Source organism: Paraburkholderia sp. (assembly GCF_050742655.1).
GTDB lineage: Bacteria > Pseudomonadota > Gammaproteobacteria > Burkholderiales > Burkholderiaceae > Paraburkholderia.
This window is the reverse complement of record NZ_JBOIGG010000009.1, coordinates 209688-228552: the sequence shown is the minus strand read 5'-3', so window position 1 is coordinate 228552 and position 18865 is coordinate 209688. Positions and strand designations below refer to the sequence as shown.

Below are 18865 nucleotides of genomic sequence, written 5' to 3'. Positions count from 1 at the left end.
CAAGATACATGCGCGCGGGCATCGACCGGTTGCTATATGCATTCTCGGTCTACGCCGTGCCGGTGCTGATTGCGGCTGCCACCGTCGCGGTCCTGCTGTGGTCGCCGCAGCGATTCGAGTCGAGCGGCGGGGTGCCGCTCACATTGCGCGCGATCCACGACAACCACGCAACCCTCACCCCGCCAGCAGCGATGGCACTGCTGCGACAGGCGCCTGGCACGCGACGCTACAGCACGCGGCTGGCCGAAACCCCCATCTGGTTCACCGTCGATGCGCCTGCCATGCAGCCGGCGCGTCCTGTGCTCATCGAATTTCCATCGCGTCATGCGCAAACATTGGCGTGCTGGGCAGCCTCGACAATGACGCCGCTCGGCACTGCCAGCCGCATAGCCACCAGCGGCCAGATGCGTCCGGTGAAGGCCGGATTCTTCGTCGAACTTGGCACGCTCGCGAGTGCGGAGCCAATCCTCTGTCGCGGCACGTTCTCGGGGCCAGCCTACATTAATGCGCTCGCGTGGGACCGGGCCGGCCTCACCACCTCCGCACTCGATTTTGAGGAAAGTTCGGCACTGATCGCAGGCGGCCTGCTGACGCTCGCGGTGTTCGTGTTCGTCACCGCGCTGATCAATCGCGAACTCACCTATGTGATCTTCGCCGCGTGGCTCGTCGGCAACCTGCGGCTGTGTGCGAACGCGATGGGCTGGGACACAGAGTGGCTAGGCCGTGCGATCGCGCCGGATGCGATGCAGATGCTGCGACAGATTACCTTCGCCGTGTACTACCTGTTGACGGTTGCACTGTTCGGTCAGTTGTTCCGGCGCGAACTGAAGCGGGTCGGTTACCGCGGGACACTGCGCGTCATCCAGTACAACGGCTTGCTGCTGCTCGCCGCGTCGCTCACGCTCACCTATGCGCACTTCATCCCAGTGCTGTGGGGGCTGGGCAGCCTCTGCATGGCCGTGCTGATCTTCCTGCTCGGGCGGCTCCTATGGATGGCGCGTTCGCGCACGGTGCTGTGGTACGTCGCGTCGATGGCGGTCGTGCTGTTCTCGACGTTTTCCGAAGTGCTGAGTGCCGCGTTCGGCATCAAGCAGTTGTTCGGCGGCTTGAGTCCGGTCGTCGCAGCGCTGTCGTCGAGCATGATGGCGGCGTTCGCGATCGCCGAGCAGGTGCGCGCCGAGCGCGAACGCCGCCGGCAGATGCAGACCGAACTGCGCAATACCTACGACGTCACGCCGATCGGCCTTTTCACGCTCGACGGCGAGGGCCGTTTTGTCCGTGCGAACCCGGCGCTGCGCACGATGCTCGATCTGCGCCGCTCGGATTACGGCACGCGCCACTGGGGCGATTACTTCGAAGAGGGCGCGTGGGCCGCGCTACAGACGCTCGCCTATCAAGGTAGCGCAGGCGAACTGGAACTCGCCGGCGCGGCGGCGGGAGGCAACGGGGCGCGCCGCTATTCGCTGAAGGCGACGCGTTCGAACGGCTGGATCGAGGGATCGCTGCAGGACGTCACCGAACGCGCGAAGGCGATCGAGCAGTTGCACTTTCTCGCCGAGCACGATTCGTTGACCGCGTCGCTGAACCGCCGCGGTGTCGAGAAGGTGATCGCCGCGCAGGCCTCGCACACGACGCCGTGGGCGCTCGCATATATCGATCTCGACCGCTTCAAGCTGATCAACGATCTCTTCGGCCATCGCGCCGGCGACGAAGTGCTCAAGCAGGTCACCGCCCGCACTCGCGCGCTGTTCCAGAACCGCTATCCGGTTGGCCGCATCGGCGGCGACGAGTTCGTCTGCGTGATGACCGACACGACGATCGACGACGCGATTGCACAGTGTCACGAGCTGATCGCGGCGCTGAGCGCGGCACCGTATCAGGTCGGGCGGCGCTCGTTCCAGGTGAAAGCATCGATCGGGCTGATCGAATGCTCGCCGGGCGTGCGCGTCCAGGATGCGCTGTCGCACGCGGATCGCGCGTGCCGCGAGGCGAAGCGCGTCGCGCATGCGCGGCTCGTCACGTACCGCAAGGGCGCCGCCGCGTTCGAAGAACGCGCGAAAGAGCGGCTGCTGGTCGAATCGCTTGGACAGAACCGCGTGCCCGCGGGGCTTTTTCTCGTGATGCAGCCGATCATGTCGCTGAGTATGCCGACGACCTCGCTGAATTTCGAGGTGCTGTTGCGGCTGCGCGCGCAGGACGGCACGACGCTGCCTGCGGCCAAGGTAATCGTCGCCGCCGAGGAGTCGGGCAATATCGCGGCGATCGATCGCTGGGTGATGACGACGACGCTCGAATGGATCGATGCGAACGAGGCGCGGCTCCCGAATACACGCTTCGTGTGCGTGAATCTGAGCGGCGGGTCGCTGAACGACGAGCAGTTCGTCGAGGACATCTTCGCGCTGTTCGCGCGCCACAGTTCGATCGTGCATTACCTGTGCCTCGAAATCACCGAGAGCGTCGCGCTGCACGATCTCGAGAACACGCAGCGCTTCATCGCGCGGGTGCACGACATGGGCGGCAAGATCGCGCTCGACGATTTCGGTGCGGGCTACACGTCGTTCCGCTATCTGAAGGAGCTATCGGCCGATGCGCTGAAGATCGACGGCGAGTTCATCCGCACGATGTGCGCGCATCCGGCGGACACCGCGATCGTCGAGGCGATCGTCGCGCTCGCGCGCAATCTCGGCATGCGCAGCATCGCCGAATGGGTCGAGGATATCGGCACGCTGCGCGCGCTGAAGGAGATCGGCGTCGATTACGTGCAGGGTTACGCGATCGCGAAGCCGCAGGAAAACAGCGCGATTCTCGCGGCGCAGTCGGCGGCAAGCTTCGTCACCGATCCGGAGATCGCACGCTTTGTCGAGAGCCTGATGGTGCCCGCCGAACGCGGCCAGCACACGTACACGGCGAGCGCCGGCATCGGCTGACCGCTCAATACACGTCGACGCGTCCCGGAAATGTCTCGTTGAACGCCGCGGCGTCGTCGACAGACGCGGCGCCTTGCTGTTCGCGGTACATCACCGGTGGCACACCGAACTGCTTGCGGAATTCGCGGCCCAGATGCGACGCGTCCGAAAAGCCGCAGCTGGACGCGATGTCGGCGACCGTGCGATCCGAACTCGTCAACAGCCATGCCGCCGTGCGCAGCCGCACCTGCTTCGCGAAGGTCTGCGGGCTCTTGCCGGTTTCCGCCTTGAACAGGCGTTCGAGCTGCCGCGGCGACAGATCGAGCTTGTACGCGAGTTCCTCGAGCGGCAGCGACCGGCCGACGTGCTGCTCCATCAGCAGGATCGCGCGCTTCACCTTCGGGTGCGTGGCCGGTTCGAGGCCCGGCGGATGCGGCTGCGGCGCATTGCCTTTCTGCATCTCGCCGACGAGCAGGATGCGCAACGCCTTCTGCACGGTCGCGTGCTCGAAATGGCGCAGCAGGATCGCGGCGGCGACGTCGATCGACGCGCGTCCGCCCGAGCATGTAATACGCCGCCGGTCGATCACGAACAGCCGGTCCGCGATCAGCGCATCCGGATTCACGGCCGGAAAGCGCTCGACGAAATCCCAGTAGTGGAACCAGCTCACGCAGATGCGGTGCCCGTCCAGCACGCCCGCGCGCATCAGCGCGAACACGCCGGTACAGATGCCGACCAGCGTCGCATCGGTACGCGCGGCCTGGCGGATGAACTGCAGCGTTTCGTCATTGGCCTGCGGGCCCGAATGCAGTAGCCCGCCGACCACCACCACGTAATCGAACGGCTCGGCGTTCGCGAAGGTTTCCCACGGCGTGATCTGTATGCCGCAGCTCGCGCGGACCGGCGCGAGCGTGTCGCCGATCACGCTCCACGAGCAGCGCACGGGCTTGCTGTAGTCGCCTTCGTCGGCGGACAGCCGCAGCATGTCGACGAAACCGGAGAACGCGGTCAGCGTGAAGTTCGGCAGCAGCACGATGCCGAAGCGGATGCGCTCCTTCGGGGTGGCGTCGATCGAGGTCAGCGGTAGCGATTCTGCGGTTTTCATCGTGAAGCGAGGGCCGGGTTGAACCAAATGGTGCATCGGAGCGAACCGCGGCGGGGCCAGGGCCGTCGCGCGCTGATACGTATGCGCGCGCGATAAGCCTAGCGTCGCCGATCGGACCCGCCGCGACTTGCGCATTTCCGCCGTGAACCATCGCAGAAACGAACGCCGGGTCGCTGCAAGCGCGCCGTGGCGGTGCCGTCCCACGCCGATGCCGTTTTTGTTCTATCAGCCGATTTTACGCTTTGGTGTACTGGCGCCACATTGGTAAATGCGTGCGCGCTGCCCGACCTCGCCCGCCGCAGCGCCGATCCACCCCCACTCGCGAGGCAGTTTCCCATGAACGTCAGCGTCTTCGATCTGTTCAAGATCGGCATCGGGCCGTCGAGTTCGCATACGGTCGGTCCGATGATCGCGGCGTGCCGCTTCGCGTCGCATGTCGAAGACGCGAACCTGCTCGCGTTCGTGCACCGCGTCGAGATCGAGCTGTACGGCTCGCTCGGCGCGACCGGCAAGGGCCACGGCACCGACAAGGCGGTACTGCTGGGCCTCGAAGGGCATCTGCCGGACACGATCGATCCCGACCTGATCGCGCCGCGTCTCGCGCAGATCCGTGAACAGAAGTCATTGCGGCTGCTCGGCCAGCAGCCGGTGCGGTTCGAAGAACGCGAGCATCTGACGTTCTATCGCAAGCTGATGACCGGCACGGGTATCGTGCACCCGAACGGCATGCGTTTCCAGGCATTCGACGAGAACGGTCAGCTGCTGGTCGAGAAAGAGTATTACTCGGTGGGCGGCGGGTTCGTCGTGAACCGCGACGGCGATCGCGTGAACGGGGTGCGCACCGGCGCCGACGTACCGTTCCCGTTCCGCACCGGCGACGACCTGATGCGCGTGTGCCGCGACAGCGGTCTGTCGATCGCCGAGGTTACGCTGCGCAACGAATGCACGGCGCGTCCGGAGCGGGAGGTGCGCGACGCGCTGCTCGCGATCTGGCGCACGATGGCGGCCTGCGTCGAGCGCGGCTGCAAGGAGCGCGGCGAACTGCCGGGTCCGATGCGCGTGAAGCGCCGTGCGGCCGAACTGTCGGCGCAGTTGCGCTCGCGTTCCGAGGAATCGCTGAGGGACCCGCTGTCGATGCTCGACTGGGTGAACCTGTACGCGATGGCCGTCAACGAGGAAAACGCGGCCGGCGGCCGGGTCGTCACCGCGCCGACCAACGGCGCGGCCGGCGTGATTCCGGCCGTGCTGCATTACTACGTGAAGTTCGTCCCCGGCTCGAACGATGCCGGCATCGTCGACTTCCTGCTGACCGCCGCGGCGATCGGCATCATCTACAAGGAAACCGCGTCGATCTCCGGTGCCGAGGTGGGCTGCCAGGGCGAAGTCGGCGTCGCGTGTTCGATGGCCGCGGCCGCGCTCGCCGCCGTGATGGGCGGCACGCCGACCCAGGTCGAGAACGCCGCCGAGATCGGCATGGAACACAACCTCGGCATGACCTGCGATCCGGTCGGCGGGCTCGTGCAGATTCCGTGCATCGAGCGTAACGCGATGGGCGCGGTCAAGGCGCTGAACGCGTCGCGGATGGCGCTGAAGGGCGACGGCCAGCACTACGTGTCGCTCGACAACGTGATCAAGACGATGCGCGAAACCGGCGCCGACATGAAGACGAAATACAAGGAAACGTCGCGCGGCGGTCTCGCCGTGAACGTCATCGAATGCTAAAGAGAGGATGTGCATCATGAGCCGCTATTCGATATTCAGTCTGTTCCGCAACGGGTTGTCGTATCACGAGAACTGGGAGCGGCAATGGCGCAGCCCCGAGCCGAAGAAGGAGTACGACGTGGTGATCGTCGGCGGCGGCGGGCACGGTCTCGCGACTGCGTACTACCTCGCGAAGGAACACGGCGTGAAGAACATCGCGATCCTCGAGAAAGGCTGGATCGGCGGCGGCAACACCGCACGCAACACGACGATCGTGCGGTCGAACTACCTGTGGGACGAATCGGCTGCGCTGTACGAGAAGGCGATGAAGCTGTGGGAGGGCCTGTCGCAGGACCTCAACTACAACGTGATGTTCAGCCAGCGCGGCGTGATGAATCTCGCGCACACGCTGCAGGACGTGCGCGACACCGAGCGGCGTGTCAACGCGAACCGGCTCAACGGCGTCGACGCCGAATTCCTCACGCCCGCGCAGATCAAAGAGATCGAACCGACCATCAACCTGAACAGCCGCTACCCGGTGCTCGGCGCATCGATCCAGCGACGCGCGGGCGTCGCGCGTCACGATGCAGTGGCATGGGGCTTCGCGCGCGGCGCGGACCGGCATGGCGTCGACATCATCCAGAACTGCCAGGTCACCGGCATCCGTCGTTCGGGCGGCGCGGTGACCGGCGTCGATACGGTGAAGGGCTTCATCAAGGCGAAGAAGGTCGCGGTGGTCGCGGCAGGCAACACGTCGACGCTGGCCGACATGGCCGGCATACGGTTGCCGCTCGAAAGCCACCCGCTGCAGGCGCTCGTGTCCGAGCCGATCAAGCCGGTCGTCAACACGGTGATCATGTCGAACGCGGTGCACGCGTACATCAGCCAGTCCGACAAGGGCGATCTCGTGATCGGCGCGGGTGTCGATCAGTACACGGGCTTCGGCCAGCGCGGCAGCTTCAACATCATCGAAGGGACACTGCAGGCGATCGTCGAGATGTTCCCGGTGTTCTCGCGCGTGCGGATGAACCGCCAGTGGGGTGGCATCGTCGACGTATCGCCGGACGCGTGCCCGATCATCAGCAAGACCGACGTGAAGGGCCTGTACTTCAACTGCGGCTGGGGCACCGGCGGCTTCAAGGCGACGCCGGGCTCGGGCTGGGTGTTCGCGCACACGATCGCACACGATGAACCGCATCCGCTGAACGCGCCGTTCTCGCTGGACCGTTTCTACACCGGCCATCTGATCGACGAACACGGCGCGGCCGCGGTCGCGCACTAACCCCACGCACAACGGAGATAACAACATGCTGCTGATCGAATGCCCGTGGTGCGGGCCGCGCGCCGAATCCGAATTTAGCTGCGGCGGCGAAGCGGACATCATGCGTCCGCCCGAGCCGGAAAAGCTCACCGACCAGGAATGGGGCGACTACCTGTTCATGCGCAAGAATCCGCGCGGCGTGCACCGCGAGCAATGGCTGCACACGCAGGGCTGCCGCCGCTGGTTCATGGCGACGCGCGACACGGTGTCCTACCAGTTCCACGGCTATGAAACTTTCGGCGGCGGCACCGAAGGCTCCACCACTCACGACGCTCGCGAGGGCAACACACCATGAGCCAGAAAGATCGCCTCGGCGCCGGCGGGCGCATCAACCGCGCGATCCCGCTGACGTTCACGTTCAACGGCCGCACGTATCAGGGCTTTCAGGGCGACACGCTCGCGTCGGCGTTGCTCGCGAACGGCGTGCATTTCGTCGCGCGCAGCTTCAAGTATCACCGGCCGCGCGGCATCGTCACCGCGGGGGTCGAGGAACCGAACGCGGTCGTGCAGCTGGAGCGCGGCGCCTACACGGTGCCCAATGCGCGCGCGACTGAAGTCGAGCTGTATCAGGGGCTCGTCGCGAGCAGCGTGAACGCGGAGCCGAGCCTCGAGCACGATCGCATGGCGATCAACCAGAAGTTCTCGCGCTTCCTGCCGGCCGGTTTCTATTACAAGACCTTTATGTGGCCGCGCAAATGGTGGCCGAAATACGAAGAGAAGATCCGCGAAGCCGCGGGTCTCGGCAAAGCACCCGAAGCGCTCGACACCGATCGCTACGACAAGTGCTATGCGCATTGCGACGTGCTGGTCGTCGGTGGCGGACCGACCGGACTCGCGGCCGCGCATGCGGCGGCTACGGCGGGTGCGCGCGTGATCCTCGTCGACGATCAGCGCGAACTCGGCGGCAGTTTGCTGTCGTGCCGCGCGGAGATCGACGGACGGCCCGCGCTGCAATGGGTCGAGAAGATCGAGTCGGAACTGTCGCAGATGCCCGACGTGAAGATCCTTTCCCGCAGCAACGCGTTCGGCTATCAGGATCACAACCTCGTCACCGTCACGCAGCGTCTGACCGATCATCTGCCGGTGTCGATGCGCAAGGGCACGCGCGAACTGCTGTGGAAGATCCGCGCAAAGCGCGTGATTCTCGCGACCGGCGCACACGAGCGTCCGATCGTCTTCGGCAACAACGATCTGCCGGGCGTGATGCTCGCGTCGGCGGTGTCGACCTACGTGCATCGTTACGGCGTGCTGCCGGGCCGCACGGCCGTCGTGTTCAGCAACAACGACGATGGCTATCAGTGCGCGCTCGATCTGAAGGCGTGCGGTGCGCAGGTCACGGTCGTCGATCCGCGCGCTGAAGGCAACGGTGCTTTGCCGGCCGCTGCACGGCGTCAAGGCGTGAAGGTGCTGAACGGTTCCGTGATCACGACTGCGCACGGCAAGCTGCGGGTCGCCGCGGTGGAAGTGGCCTCATATGCAAACGGCAAGGTCGGTGCACGCGTAGCGGACCTGCCGTGCGATCTGCTCGCGATGTCGGGTGGCTGGAGCCCGGTGTTGCACCTGTTCGCGCAGTCGGGCGGCAGGGCGCACTGGAACGACGACAAGGTGTGCTTCGTGCCGGGCAAGGCGGTGCAGGCCGAATCCAGCATCGGCGCGGCAGCGGGCGAGTTCGGTCTCGCACGCGGACTGCGTCTCGCGGTCGACGCGGGCGTCGAAGCGGCGAAGGCGACCGGCTTCGATGCGCCTCGGCCGCAGGCGCCGCATGCGGCAGAAATCGCGGAAGCCCCGTTGCTGCCGCTGTGGCTCGTCGGCAGTCGCGAGGCAGCACCGCGCGGTCCGAAGCAGTTCGTCGATTTCCAGAACGACGTGTCGGCAGCGGACATTTTGCTTGCCGCGCGCGAAGGCTTCGAATCGGTCGAGCACGTAAAGCGCTACACGGCGATGGGCTTCGGCACCGATCAGGGCAAGCTCGGCAACATCAACGGGATGGCGATTCTCGCCGACGCACTCGGCAAGACGATCCCCGAAACCGGTACGACCACATTCCGGCCGAACTACACGCCGGTCACGTTCGGCACGTTCGCGGGTCGCGAGCTGGGCGATATGCTCGATCCGATCCGCAAGACCTGCATTCACGAATGGCATGTCGAACACGGCGCGGCATTCGAGGACGTCGGCAACTGGAAGCGGCCGTGGTACTACCCGCAGGCGAGCGAGGACCTGCACGCGGCGGTCGCGCGCGAATGCCTCGCAGTGCGCAACGGCGTTGGCATTCTCGATGCGTCGACGCTCGGCAAGATCGACATTCAGGGCCCCGATGCGGCGCAACTGCTGAACTGGGTCTACACGAATCCGTGGAGCAAGCTCGAAGTCGGCAAGTGCCGCTACGGTCTGATGCTCGACGAGAACGGTATGGTGTTCGACGACGGTGTGACCGTGCGGCTCGCGGACCAGCACTACATGATGACCACCACGACGGGTGGCGCCGCGCGCGTGCTCACGTGGCTCGAACGCTGGCTGCAGACCGAGTGGCCGAACCTGAAGGTACGGCTCGCGTCGGTGACCGATCACTGGGCGACGTTCGCGGTGGTTGGACCAAAGAGCCGCAAGGTGCTGCAGAAAGTGTGTAGCGACATCGACTTCGCGAACGCCGCGTTCCCGTTCATGTCGTATCGCGAAGGCACGGTCGCGGGCGTTGGCGCGCGCGTGATGCGGATCAGCTTCTCGGGCGAACTCGCGTACGAAGTGAACGTGCCGGCGAATCTTGGCCGGGGCGTATGGGAAGCGTTGATGGCTGCGGGTGCCGAGTTCGACATCACGCCGTACGGCACGGAAACGATGCACGTGCTGCGTGCGGAGAAGGGCTACATCATCGTCGGGCAGGACACCGACGGTTCGATCACACCGAACGATCTCGGGATGGGCGGGCTCGTCGCGAAGTCGAAGGATTTCCTCGGCAAGCGTTCGCTCGCGCGTTCCGATACCGCGAAGGCGGGGCGCAAGCAGTTCGTCGGGCTGCTCGCCGATGACGCGCAGTTCGTGATCCCGGAAGGCAGCCAGATCGTTCCACAGGGTCTGGGAGCGGGCGGCGCGAACGGGACGATGCCGATGCTCGGACACGTGACGTCGAGCTACTACAGCCCGATCCTGAAGCGTTCGATCGCACTGGCCGTCGTGAAGGGCGGCCTCGACAAGATGGGCGAGAGCGTGACGATTCCGCTCGCGAGCGGCCGGCAGGTCACCGCGAAGATCGCGAGCCCGGTTTTCTACGACACCGAAGGAGTCCGTCAACATGTGGAATGAAACCAGAAGCAGCGCGCCCGGCGTGCAGCGCGCGACGGGCGAGGTGTGGGGGGAGTCGCCGCTCGTCGGCGTGGACGATCTGTTGAACGCGCATCACGCGACCGCATCGAAAAAATTCCGTCTCGACGAGCGGCCGTTCCGCGATCTCGTGAACCTGCGTGGCGATGCATCCGACGAAGGGTTCGCGAGCGCCGTAGAGAGCGTGACCGGTTGCCGGCCGCCCGCGAAACCGAATACCGTGGCACGTGGCAACGGCTACGACATCCTGTGGCTCGGGCCGGACGAATGGCTCGTGCGGTCGCAGCAGCAACAGGCGTCGACGCTCGAGAAGAAGCTGGCCGCTGCACTTGCTGGACAGTTCGCATCGGCGGTCGATATCGGCAGCGGCTACACGGTGCTCGAGGCGAGCGGTGAAAAGGTGCGTGACGTGATCGTGCGCGGTTGTCCGCTGGACCTGCATCCGCGCGTGTTCGGTCAGGGGCAGTGTGCGCAGAGCCACTACTTCAAGGCGTCGATCGTGCTGATTCCGGCTGGCGAGAATACGTATGAACTCGTCGTGCGGCGCAGCTTCGCCGACTACTTCGTGCGCATCATGCTCGACGCGGCCGCGCCGCTGATGTCGTGAAGCCGGTCGACGCACCGCTCGTCGCGATGGTGTCGCGCGATTCGCTCACGTCTGTTTCAGGGCGTGGGCGCGGCTGGCGCGTGTTCGTCGACGAGCTTCAGGTGTCGACTCGCGTCGGCCTCTATCCGCAGGAGCACGCGGCGCCGCAGCCTGTCGTGCTCGACGTGAGCCTTGCCTATCGGGGTGAACCGTCGGAGCGCAGCGCGCACGCGATGATCGACTACGAGCGCTACTGCGAACGCGTCACCGCGTTTCTCGCGACGAAGCCGCATACGCGGTTGCTGGAAACGCTCGTAGTGGAACTCGCGGTGCTGTCGTTTCGCGAATGGCCCGCGCTCGATGCACTGACGCTCGCGCTGCACAAGCCGAAGATTCGCGAGGGCACGCGCCGGCTCGGCGTCGAACTTGACTGGACGCGTGCCGACTACGATGCGTGGTGCGGCGCGCGCGGCTCGGCGCCGTCATCGAACTAATTCGCTCAATGCCGCGCGCCCGCACCGCCGAACTCGTCAAGCGTGCGTACGATGGCGGCGATGCGCAGGCCGCGATTGCACTGCTCGAACAGAGTATGGTGCTTGGCCATCGGCGGATCGCGCTGATCCGCTATCTGCAGGCCGAACATCTGCATGCGCCGCTCGATGCGCGGCATCACGATTACGTACGCAGCGTCGCTGCACGGATGAGTGCCGCGACGCTGGCTCGCGTGGTCGGTGAAGCGCGCACGCGCGCGGGGCGCGTGCGGGATGTCGAGTGTGAAGGGGACGAGACTGGACACGCTACGTTTCACGCGCCGGATGCGGGGCAGGCGGGCTGATCGTCGCACAGTGCGCGGGGTTTGGCGGTCGTGGGCTTGCCGAATGTGGAGCGCAGCACACCGGTCGTCAACGCGATGCCGATGAGCACGATTCTGGAATCTTGTCGACGGATCAGGACTGCTGCGTGCGTGACGTTGCCGCCGGTTGCACTGGGGCGCCGGGTTTCGTGTAGACGTCGGCAACGCCTTCGTAGACGCGTTGCGTCGCGGGGCGTGCGCGGACCGTTTCGAACCAGCGCTGCAGATGGGGGAACTCGCGCAGATCCTGGCCGTGTGCGTCGTGCGGGACGATCCACGGATAGCACGCGATATCGGCGATCGAATATTCGCTGCCGCCGACGAATGGCCGGTCCGCGAGCCGCGTGTCGAGCACCCGATACAGGCGTGCGGTTTCCTTCGTGTAGCGCTCGATCGCGAAGGGCACCTGCTCGCCGGCATAGACGCGGAAGTAGCCGCTTTGGCCAGCCATCGGACCGAGTCCAGCCATCTGCCAGAACAGCCACTGAACGATCTCGACGCGTTCCATCGCCGACGAGCCGAGCAGGCAGCCGGTCTTTTCCGCGAGGTACAGCAGGATCGCGCCGGACTCGAACACTGGTAGCGCTGCAGTGCCAGTTTCGCTTGCCGGAGCGTGATCGACGATCGCAGGCATCTTGCCGTTCGGCGAGATCGCGAGAAATGACTGTTCGAACTGCTCGCCGCGCGACAGGCTGACCGGCACGATCCGGTATGGCAGGCGGGTTTCCTCGAGAAAGAGGCGGATCTTGAGGCCGTTCGGCGTCGGCGAGAAGTAGAGGTCGATCATGGCGGCACCCTGAGTCGGCGTGGGTCGATGGAAAGGGAAGGGCTTGTGTGACGGCTCTACTACGGTGGCGTGGATGAGGCGGGGATTCGCGAGGGGCTCGCGGTGCTGCGGGATGTGTGGCGCGCGGGGTAATGCGGAGGAAGAAGGCGATGCGGCGTGCGCATCGCCTTCATGTTCTTACGGCAGCGAAATCGTGAGATTGGCGGACTGCGGTCCGAGCTTGACGACCTGCGAATACGGCGCGAGCGCACGCAATGTCGAATCGCGCAGATACGTGTTCAGCCCGAGATAGCCCAGCAGCCCGACGAGCGCGAACACCGCGCCGATTGCCCACAGCGGCACTTCGCGCTTCAACCGGTGCGCGACCTGATCGGGCAGCGGCCAGTGCGGCGCGAACGGCGCGCGCTTGCCCTTCATGTGCGCGATTTCGTCGCCGAGCCGCGCGGTCAGGTAAGCGAGCTTCTCCGGTCCCTCGAGCAGATACTTGCCCTGAAACCCGAGCAGCAGGCACATGTGGAACACCTCGAGCGATTGCAACCGCGCGGCGCCCTGCGCACGGCATTCCTCGAGATAGTGATAGAACTTCTCACCGGCCAGCTGCTCGCCGAACAGAACCAGTTGCAGCGGACGCCGTTCCCATTCGGTACGGATGCGGAACGTCGACGACAGCACGGACTCGTCGATGGCCGCACAGAACGCGAATTTCGCAGCGTAGACGTCTTCGGCCGCGACGTTCAGCTTTTTCGCGCCGCGCTCGAAGTCGCCGAGAAACTGCTGGATGCGCGAGCCGAATTCGGTGGCGTCACCTGGCTCGCGGCCGTTTTTCAGCAGGAACAGCATGAAGAAACCGTCGTACAGCAGGTCGAGCAGCGACCGTACCTGGTAGCTCGGCTCGGCAAGCGGAGCGGACGAAGGATTCGGGGTCGGCTGGTTGCTGTCGCCGAACAGGGAGGGCGCGTAGCTCATGATGTGACCGCGATCAGTTCGAGTTTGAGATCGTTGATTCCGGACGGCGCGTAGATCATCGCCGACTGGGCCTGCAGCATGCGGTCATACAGCGCACCGCGCGTTTCGAACGAGAAGTAGCATGCGCCCGGCCGCACCGGGATCGCCGGCGGCACCTGCGGCGTATAGACGAGACGCACGCCGGGCATCGCGGACAGCACCAGCTTGTCGACGTCGTCTGGTGCGCCGACCTTGAAGCGTGCGGGCACCGCTTCGACGAGTTCGACCGTGGGCATGTTCGCCGACACCGCGATATAGAACATCGTCTTGTCGTCGATCTTGCCGGAGTCGAGGCGGCCGACGTGGAACGACGGCCGGACTTCTTCCAGCGCGATCGCGAAGTAGCGGGTCGAGATCACGGTTTCGAGCAGGTCGCGCAGGATCGTGTCGAGCCGCGCGAAACCGGGGCCGGGATCGTCGTGCCGGTACGGCGGCAGATCGGCGAGCGCGTAGCCTTTCGAGAACGTCATCAACTGCCCGGCGAGGCGCAGCAGTTCCTGGAAGAGTCGCTCCGGATGCAGCGCCGCGTGCTGGTACAGATGCGCGAGCGACGCGAACGCCGCGCTCGCGGTGTGCAGCAGCCAGAACGACGCGATGTCGCCTGAGCGGAACTCGATGATGTTTTTTGTCGGCTCGCGGTGAAAGCCGTACAGCGCATTGACCTTGGCCTGCAGCGCGTCGATCAGTTGACGCAGGCGCTGATGCAGGATCGGCGACGCGTCGATCGCGAGGCACGGCGGCACGAAGGTCTCGTCGATCTCGAAGCCGGACGTCGCGGTGCGGCGCACGCGTACGAGCGGCACCGACAGCAGCTGGTCGCGCGGCTCGCTGTGCGCGATCAGCTTGACGCGGGTCTTGAGGAACGTGATGTCGGCCTCGGCCGCATCGGTGAAGTGGTCGGCGACGGGCGACTGCTCGCTCACGTAGCGCGACACGAAACCGGCATTGGGATCGGCCGAATAATTCGCGCCGGTCTCGCGCACCGGATGCAGCGCCAGATAGAACGTGAATTCGTTGATGCCGTCGGGCAGCGTGTCGAGCGCGATGGGCGGCGGCAACTCGTCGGCCTGCGGCGCGGAGTAGAGCGCCCCATCGGGAAACACCAGCGACAGCTCGCTGACGCGCAGCACGTTGCTGCCGAGCGCGTCGCGGTCGAGGCGGACCGAACGCACGCCCCAGTTGTACGGCTGGATCGCCTGGATCGACTCGAACAGGCGAGCCTCGTGATAGGCGTCCTGACGCTGAAAATGCTGCGGCCTCAGAAAAAGGCCTTCCCCCCAGAGCACCTTGGCTGAATAACTCATCTCAAACCTGTTATATGCGTCGGGCCAACTGCCGATCCATACAAAGTCGTGCTGAATCGACAAAGAGTGTTAAATGACATTGCAGCGACATCTTCTCTTTAACCGCAACTGACCGAAGAAAGCAAATTCAGCGGTTGAGCGGGCAATCCCTGTTCGGCCGGTATCACGGAGCCGTTGGTCACGGTCATTGCGCAGTTATGCAGACCGATCATTATGCCGGATTTCTCCGACTTCGCAGGATCGAAAGCGAATTTCCAGCGCTGCATCGCAGGGTCGCGGAACAGCGCGACGATGCCGAATGCCTGCGCCTCGCGCGAGACTTTCTCGGTCACGTTGTAACGCTGGCCGGGTATCAGCGTCACCTCGCGGACATTGAGCAGATCGGCGCCGAGCGTGGTCTTTTCCTTGTTCGGATCGGTAAAGGTGTCGAATGGCGCCTGCTGGAACGAGGTCGGATCTTTCAATGCGTACAGCCGGACCACCAGCGCAAGCGGTTTGTTATCGGTGGCCGCGTTCAGGTTCGGCGCGGCATAGAGCGTCAATCCTATATTGCGCGGTGGCTTCTGCGCGTCCGGCAGGTCGGGCTTGCTGATACCGCTTGCCTGCATGATTGCCTGCGCAGCGGTGCCGAGCGCCGGAATGGCCGCGGCGCAGCCCGCGAGAAGCGGTACACTCGCGACTACGACTGCCGCATAACGCGCTCTATAAACGATTAAAGCCGGATTCATTTATATCGACAGGCATCGCGCCCGTCGTCTCCCGTCAAGGCGTTAAAGAATGTTAGAAAAGCAGGCGGAAAACTTCGTCTTCATGCAGAAGGAAAGGGAGGGTTTCATGCGATTTGCATGCAACGCATCGCCGCCCCGTAAAGTTGCCGGAAAATTTTTCCGCGAGCAGCATTCGCGGAGTTCTGTTTCCGGAAACTATTTCTTCTTTACATCGGCACTTAACCTGAACCTGATTTTTTCCGGCTTTCGACCGGTTCACACGAAAGTTGAATTATCAAAAATTGGCCTGTACTATACCCGCGCACTTCTAGCAAAGCAAAACTCCGGTTTTTCCTTGAATTAAAAAATCGCATGTCGGTGAAAAACGATGAAAGAGCGTCTCTTTGTAAAAGTATCTGGGGCAGTGTTGGCATGCGCGGTGATCGCCGGGTGTGCAACGCAGGGGAACAATACGCCACCTACACCGGAGGCATTCAATAAGAGCCTCGCCGATGCCGATACGGTCGCGAAGGGCGGCGACCAGGATCGGGCAATGGGGCTTTATCAGCAATTGGCAAAATCGGATCCCACGCGTGAAGAACCGTGGTCGCGCATTGCGCAGATCCAGTTCACTCAAGGTCATTACGGGCAGGCGATCGTCGCCGCACAGGAAGCGCTGTCGCGCGACCAGACCGACCGTCAGGCGAAGAGCGTACTGGCCGTCGCCGGTTTGAGGGTCGCGACGCAATCGCTCGGTGAACTGCGTCAGGACTCGTCGCTTGCGGGCGATGCGAAGTCGGATGCGCAGGCACTCGCCAAGCAACTGCGCGACACGCTCGGCGAAGCGTCGCTGTTCCCTCCTGAACAGGTCGACAAGCCCGTCGTGAAGAAGCGCCGTATCGTGCGTCACGTGGTGAAAGGCGCGAAGCCCGACGCGGGCACTGACAGCACCGCCGCCACGCCCGCCGCGACGACCACCACCGCACCGGCCGTCACGGTGACCGCGCCGGCAGCTCCGCCGACGCCCACGCCGCCTTCGAGGGCGGCACAAGGCAGCGGTGCCTCTGATCCGTTCAGCGCGCTTCGTTGAGTCTCATCGCTGATATCACACGCTAGTTTATTTGCAGGGGACCCGACGATGGCGAAGAAAGAAAGCATTCAGAAGCGCTTGCAAAAAGTGCGTCCGCCCCGCGTTCAACTGACCTACGAGGTCGAGCGCGGCGATGCGATCGAAATCAAGGAACTGCCGTTCGTCGTCGGCGTGGTTGCCGATCTGGCGGGGCAGTCGGAGGTCGAGCAGCCGAAACTGCGCGACCGCAAGTTCGTGAATATCGATCGCGACAATTTCGACGACGTGATGAAGGCCATCGAGCCGCGCGCCGCGTTCCAGGTCGAGAATCGCCTGAGCGAAGGCGGCGGCAAGTTTGCGGTGGACCTGCGGTTCCACTCGGTCGCCGATTTCAGCCCCGATGAAGTCGTATCGCAGATCGAACCGCTGAAGCGTTTGCTCGACGCGCGTTCGAAGCTCGCGGATCTGCGCAACAAGCTCGCCGGCAACGACAAGCTCGAGGATCTGCTGAGCGAGGTGCTGTCGAATACGCAGCAGTTGCAGGCGCTCGCGAAAAGCGGCGCCGGCGCGGACGACCAGCACGGCGACAAGCCGGATCATGACAAGCAGGGCGAATAGCCACGGGGTGTGAGATGACTCAGCAAACGGCGGCAACCCAGGCAGCTGGCGCACAGGAAGCCAGCGCCGGAACCTCGCTTCTCGACGATATCGTCGAGAAGAGCAAGGTCGCGAAATCCGATTCCGAACATGCGCGCGCGAAGGATCTGATCGGTGAGCTCGTGCATCAGGTGCTGGACGGCACCGTGGTGGTATCGGACAACCTGTCGGCGACGATCGACGCACGTGTCGCCGAACTCGACCGCCTGATCTCCGCGCAACTGAGCGCGGTCATGCACGCGCCGCAATTCCAGAAACTGGAAAGCACGTGGCGCGGTCTTGATTACCTGTGCAAGGAAAGCAACACGGGCGCGACCGTGAAAATCAAGGCGCTGCACGCGCCGAAGCGCGACATCGTGCGCGACTTCAAGACCGCGATCGAATTCGACCAGAGCGCGCTGTTCAAGAAGGTGTACGAAGAAGAATTTGGCACGTTCGGCGGTGCGCCGTTCGGCGCGCTGATCGGCGACTTCGAAATCACGCGCCAGCCGGAAGACGTCTATTTCATCGAGCAGATGTCGCACGTCGCGGCCGCTGCGCACGCGCCGTTCATCAGCGCCGCTTCGCCTGAACTGCTCGGCCTCGAGACGTTCGCCGATCTCGGCAAGCCGCGCGATCTCGGCAAGGTCTTCGATACCGTCGAATACGCGAAGTGGAAGTCGTTCCGCGATGCCGAAGATTCACGCTACGTTGGCCTGACGCTGCCGCGCTTCCTCGGCCGGCTGCCGTTCAATCCGAAAGACGGCGCGACTGCGGAAGGCTTCAATTTCGTCGAGGACGTCGACGGCACCGATCACAGCAAATACCTGTGGTGCAACGCGGCCTGGGCATTTGCCGCGCGTCTGACAGCGGCGTTCGACGACTTCGGCTGGTGCGCAGCAATTCGTGGCGTCGAAGGCGGCGGTCTCGTCGAGGATCTGCCTACCCATACGTTCAAGACCGACGACGGCGAGATCGCGCTGAAGTGCCCGACCGAAATTGCGATCACCGACCGCCGCGAAAAGGAACTCGCCGATCTCGGCTTCATTCCGCTCGTGCACTGCAAGAACTCGGACTATGCCGCGTTCTTCGCCGCGCAGTCGGTGCAGAAGCCGAAGAAGTACAGCACCGACAGCGCGAACGCGAATGCGGTGCTGTCCGCGCAGTTGCAATACATTTTCTCGGTGTCGCGTGTTGCGCATTATCTGAAGGCGATGATGCGCGACAAGATCGGCAGTTTTGCGTCCGCGCAGAACGTCGAGGTGTTCCTCAACCGCTGGATTTCGCAATACGTTCTGCTCGACGACAACGCGACGCAGGAGCAGAAGGCGCAATTCCCGCTGCGCGAGGCGTCGATTCAGGTATCGGAAATTCCGGGCAAGCCCGGTTCTTACCGGTCGGTTGCGTTCCTGCGGCCGCATTTCCAGCTCGACGAGCTGTCGATTTCGCTACGGCTCGTCGCTGATCTGCCGAAATCGGCCAACGCCTGATAGTTGTTAAACGAAGTCAATATGCCCGGGCCGGCCGCCCGGGCGGGCTGTCAAAACCACCTCTTTGGGGAGTC

At 64.2% G+C, this 18865-nt stretch carries 16 protein-coding genes and 1 pseudogene; 12 read left to right on the top strand and 5 right to left on the bottom strand.

The features are described from left to right. Positions 1 to 8: 8 nt before the first annotated feature. Positions 9 to 2927: a putative bifunctional diguanylate cyclase/phosphodiesterase gene (locus ACREXZ_RS15290; RefSeq protein ID WP_431764928.1), complete on the top strand. Its 2919-nt coding sequence runs from the start codon at positions 9 to 11 to the stop codon at positions 2925 to 2927. 4 nt (positions 2928 to 2931) lie between these two features. Here ACREXZ_RS15290 and ACREXZ_RS15285 read toward each other — a convergent pair whose 3' ends face one another. Continuing rightward, on the bottom strand, positions 2932 to 4011 hold the full coding sequence (locus ACREXZ_RS15285; protein ID WP_431764927.1) for a GlxA family transcriptional regulator: 1080 nt from the start codon (positions 4009 to 4011) through the stop codon (positions 2932 to 2934). A gap of 336 nt (positions 4012 to 4347) precedes the next feature. Between ACREXZ_RS15285 and ACREXZ_RS15280 the strand changes: the two genes are divergently transcribed. The 7 genes and pseudogenes from ACREXZ_RS15280 to ACREXZ_RS15250 all read left to right on the top strand — a co-directional run. After that, positions 4348 to 5733 (top strand): L-serine ammonia-lyase, encoded by a 1386-nt coding sequence (locus ACREXZ_RS15280; protein WP_431764926.1) that lies wholly within the window; start codon positions 4348 to 4350, stop codon positions 5731 to 5733. Positions 5734 to 5749: 16 nt separating this feature from the next. Beyond that, positions 5750 to 6994 (top strand): sarcosine oxidase subunit beta family protein, encoded by a 1245-nt coding sequence (locus ACREXZ_RS15275; RefSeq protein ID WP_431764925.1) that lies wholly within the window; start codon positions 5750 to 5752, stop codon positions 6992 to 6994. Positions 6995 to 7019: 25 nt separating this feature from the next. Beyond that, the gene (locus ACREXZ_RS15270) at positions 7020 to 7328 is read left to right on the top strand and encodes a sarcosine oxidase subunit delta (RefSeq protein ID WP_431764924.1); all 309 of its coding nucleotides are present in this window, start codon (positions 7020 to 7022) and stop codon (positions 7326 to 7328) included. Beyond that, entirely contained in the window at positions 7325 to 10336 is a 3012-nt protein-coding gene (locus ACREXZ_RS15265) for a sarcosine oxidase subunit alpha family protein (protein WP_431764923.1), read from the top strand. Before ACREXZ_RS15270 ends, ACREXZ_RS15265 begins: the two co-directional genes overlap by 4 nt. Next, positions 10326 to 10961, top strand: a complete 636-nt coding sequence (locus tag ACREXZ_RS15260) for a sarcosine oxidase subunit gamma (protein WP_431764922.1) — start codon at positions 10326 to 10328, stop codon at positions 10959 to 10961. Before ACREXZ_RS15265 ends, ACREXZ_RS15260 begins: the two co-directional genes overlap by 11 nt. Continuing rightward, entirely contained in the window at positions 10958 to 11434 is a 477-nt protein-coding gene (locus ACREXZ_RS15255; protein ID WP_431764921.1) for a dihydroneopterin aldolase, read from the top strand. Before ACREXZ_RS15260 ends, ACREXZ_RS15255 begins: the two co-directional genes overlap by 4 nt. An 8-nt stretch (positions 11435 to 11442) precedes the next feature. Then, positions 11443 to 11688, top strand: a pseudogene (locus ACREXZ_RS15250) (hypothetical protein); the annotation flags it as partial. Positions 11689 to 11887: 199 nt separating this feature from the next. On the opposite strand, the gene ACREXZ_RS15245 reads toward ACREXZ_RS15250, so the two are convergent. From ACREXZ_RS15245 to tssJ, 4 genes are all read right to left on the bottom strand, one after another. Continuing rightward, positions 11888 to 12580, bottom strand: a complete 693-nt coding sequence (locus tag ACREXZ_RS15245) for a glutathione binding-like protein (RefSeq protein WP_431764920.1) — start codon at positions 12578 to 12580, stop codon at positions 11888 to 11890. Positions 12581 to 12757: 177 nt separating this feature from the next. Further along, entirely contained in the window at positions 12758 to 13546 is a 789-nt protein-coding gene (icmH, locus tag ACREXZ_RS15240; RefSeq protein WP_431764919.1) for a type IVB secretion system protein IcmH/DotU, read from the bottom strand. Beyond that, the gene (gene tssK / locus ACREXZ_RS15235; RefSeq protein ID WP_431764918.1) at positions 13543 to 14889 is read right to left on the bottom strand and encodes a type VI secretion system baseplate subunit TssK; all 1347 of its coding nucleotides are present in this window, start codon (positions 14887 to 14889) and stop codon (positions 13543 to 13545) included. Before tssK ends, icmH begins: the two co-directional genes overlap by 4 nt. Positions 14890 to 14987: 98 nt before the next feature. Further along, on the bottom strand, positions 14988 to 15617 hold the full coding sequence (tssJ, locus tag ACREXZ_RS15230) for a type VI secretion system lipoprotein TssJ (RefSeq protein WP_431764917.1): 630 nt from the start codon (positions 15615 to 15617) through the stop codon (positions 14988 to 14990). A gap of 49 nt (positions 15618 to 15666) precedes the next feature. Here tssJ and ACREXZ_RS15225 point away from each other — a divergent pair, with 49 nt between their 5' ends. Genes ACREXZ_RS15225 through tssC form a run of 4 tightly spaced genes read left to right on the top strand, consistent with a single transcriptional unit; the run spans position 15667 to position 18791 of the window. Further along, complete coding sequence (locus tag ACREXZ_RS15225; protein WP_431764916.1) at positions 15667 to 15960, top strand: hypothetical protein; 294 nt, start codon at positions 15667 to 15669, stop codon at positions 15958 to 15960. A 24-nt stretch (positions 15961 to 15984) separates the two neighbouring features. Beyond that, entirely contained in the window at positions 15985 to 16686 is a 702-nt protein-coding gene (locus ACREXZ_RS15220; RefSeq protein WP_431764915.1) for a tetratricopeptide repeat protein, read from the top strand. A 48-nt stretch (positions 16687 to 16734) separates the two neighbouring features. Beyond that, positions 16735 to 17283 carry a type VI secretion system contractile sheath small subunit gene (tssB, locus tag ACREXZ_RS15215; RefSeq protein ID WP_431764914.1) on the top strand — a complete coding sequence of 183 codons (549 nt, stop codon included), beginning with the start codon at positions 16735 to 16737 and terminating at the stop codon, positions 17281 to 17283. Positions 17284 to 17297: 14 nt separating this feature from the next. After that, on the top strand, positions 17298 to 18791 hold the full coding sequence (gene tssC / locus ACREXZ_RS15210; protein ID WP_431764913.1) for a type VI secretion system contractile sheath large subunit: 1494 nt from the start codon (positions 17298 to 17300) through the stop codon (positions 18789 to 18791). Positions 18792 to 18865: the final 74 nt, after the last annotated feature.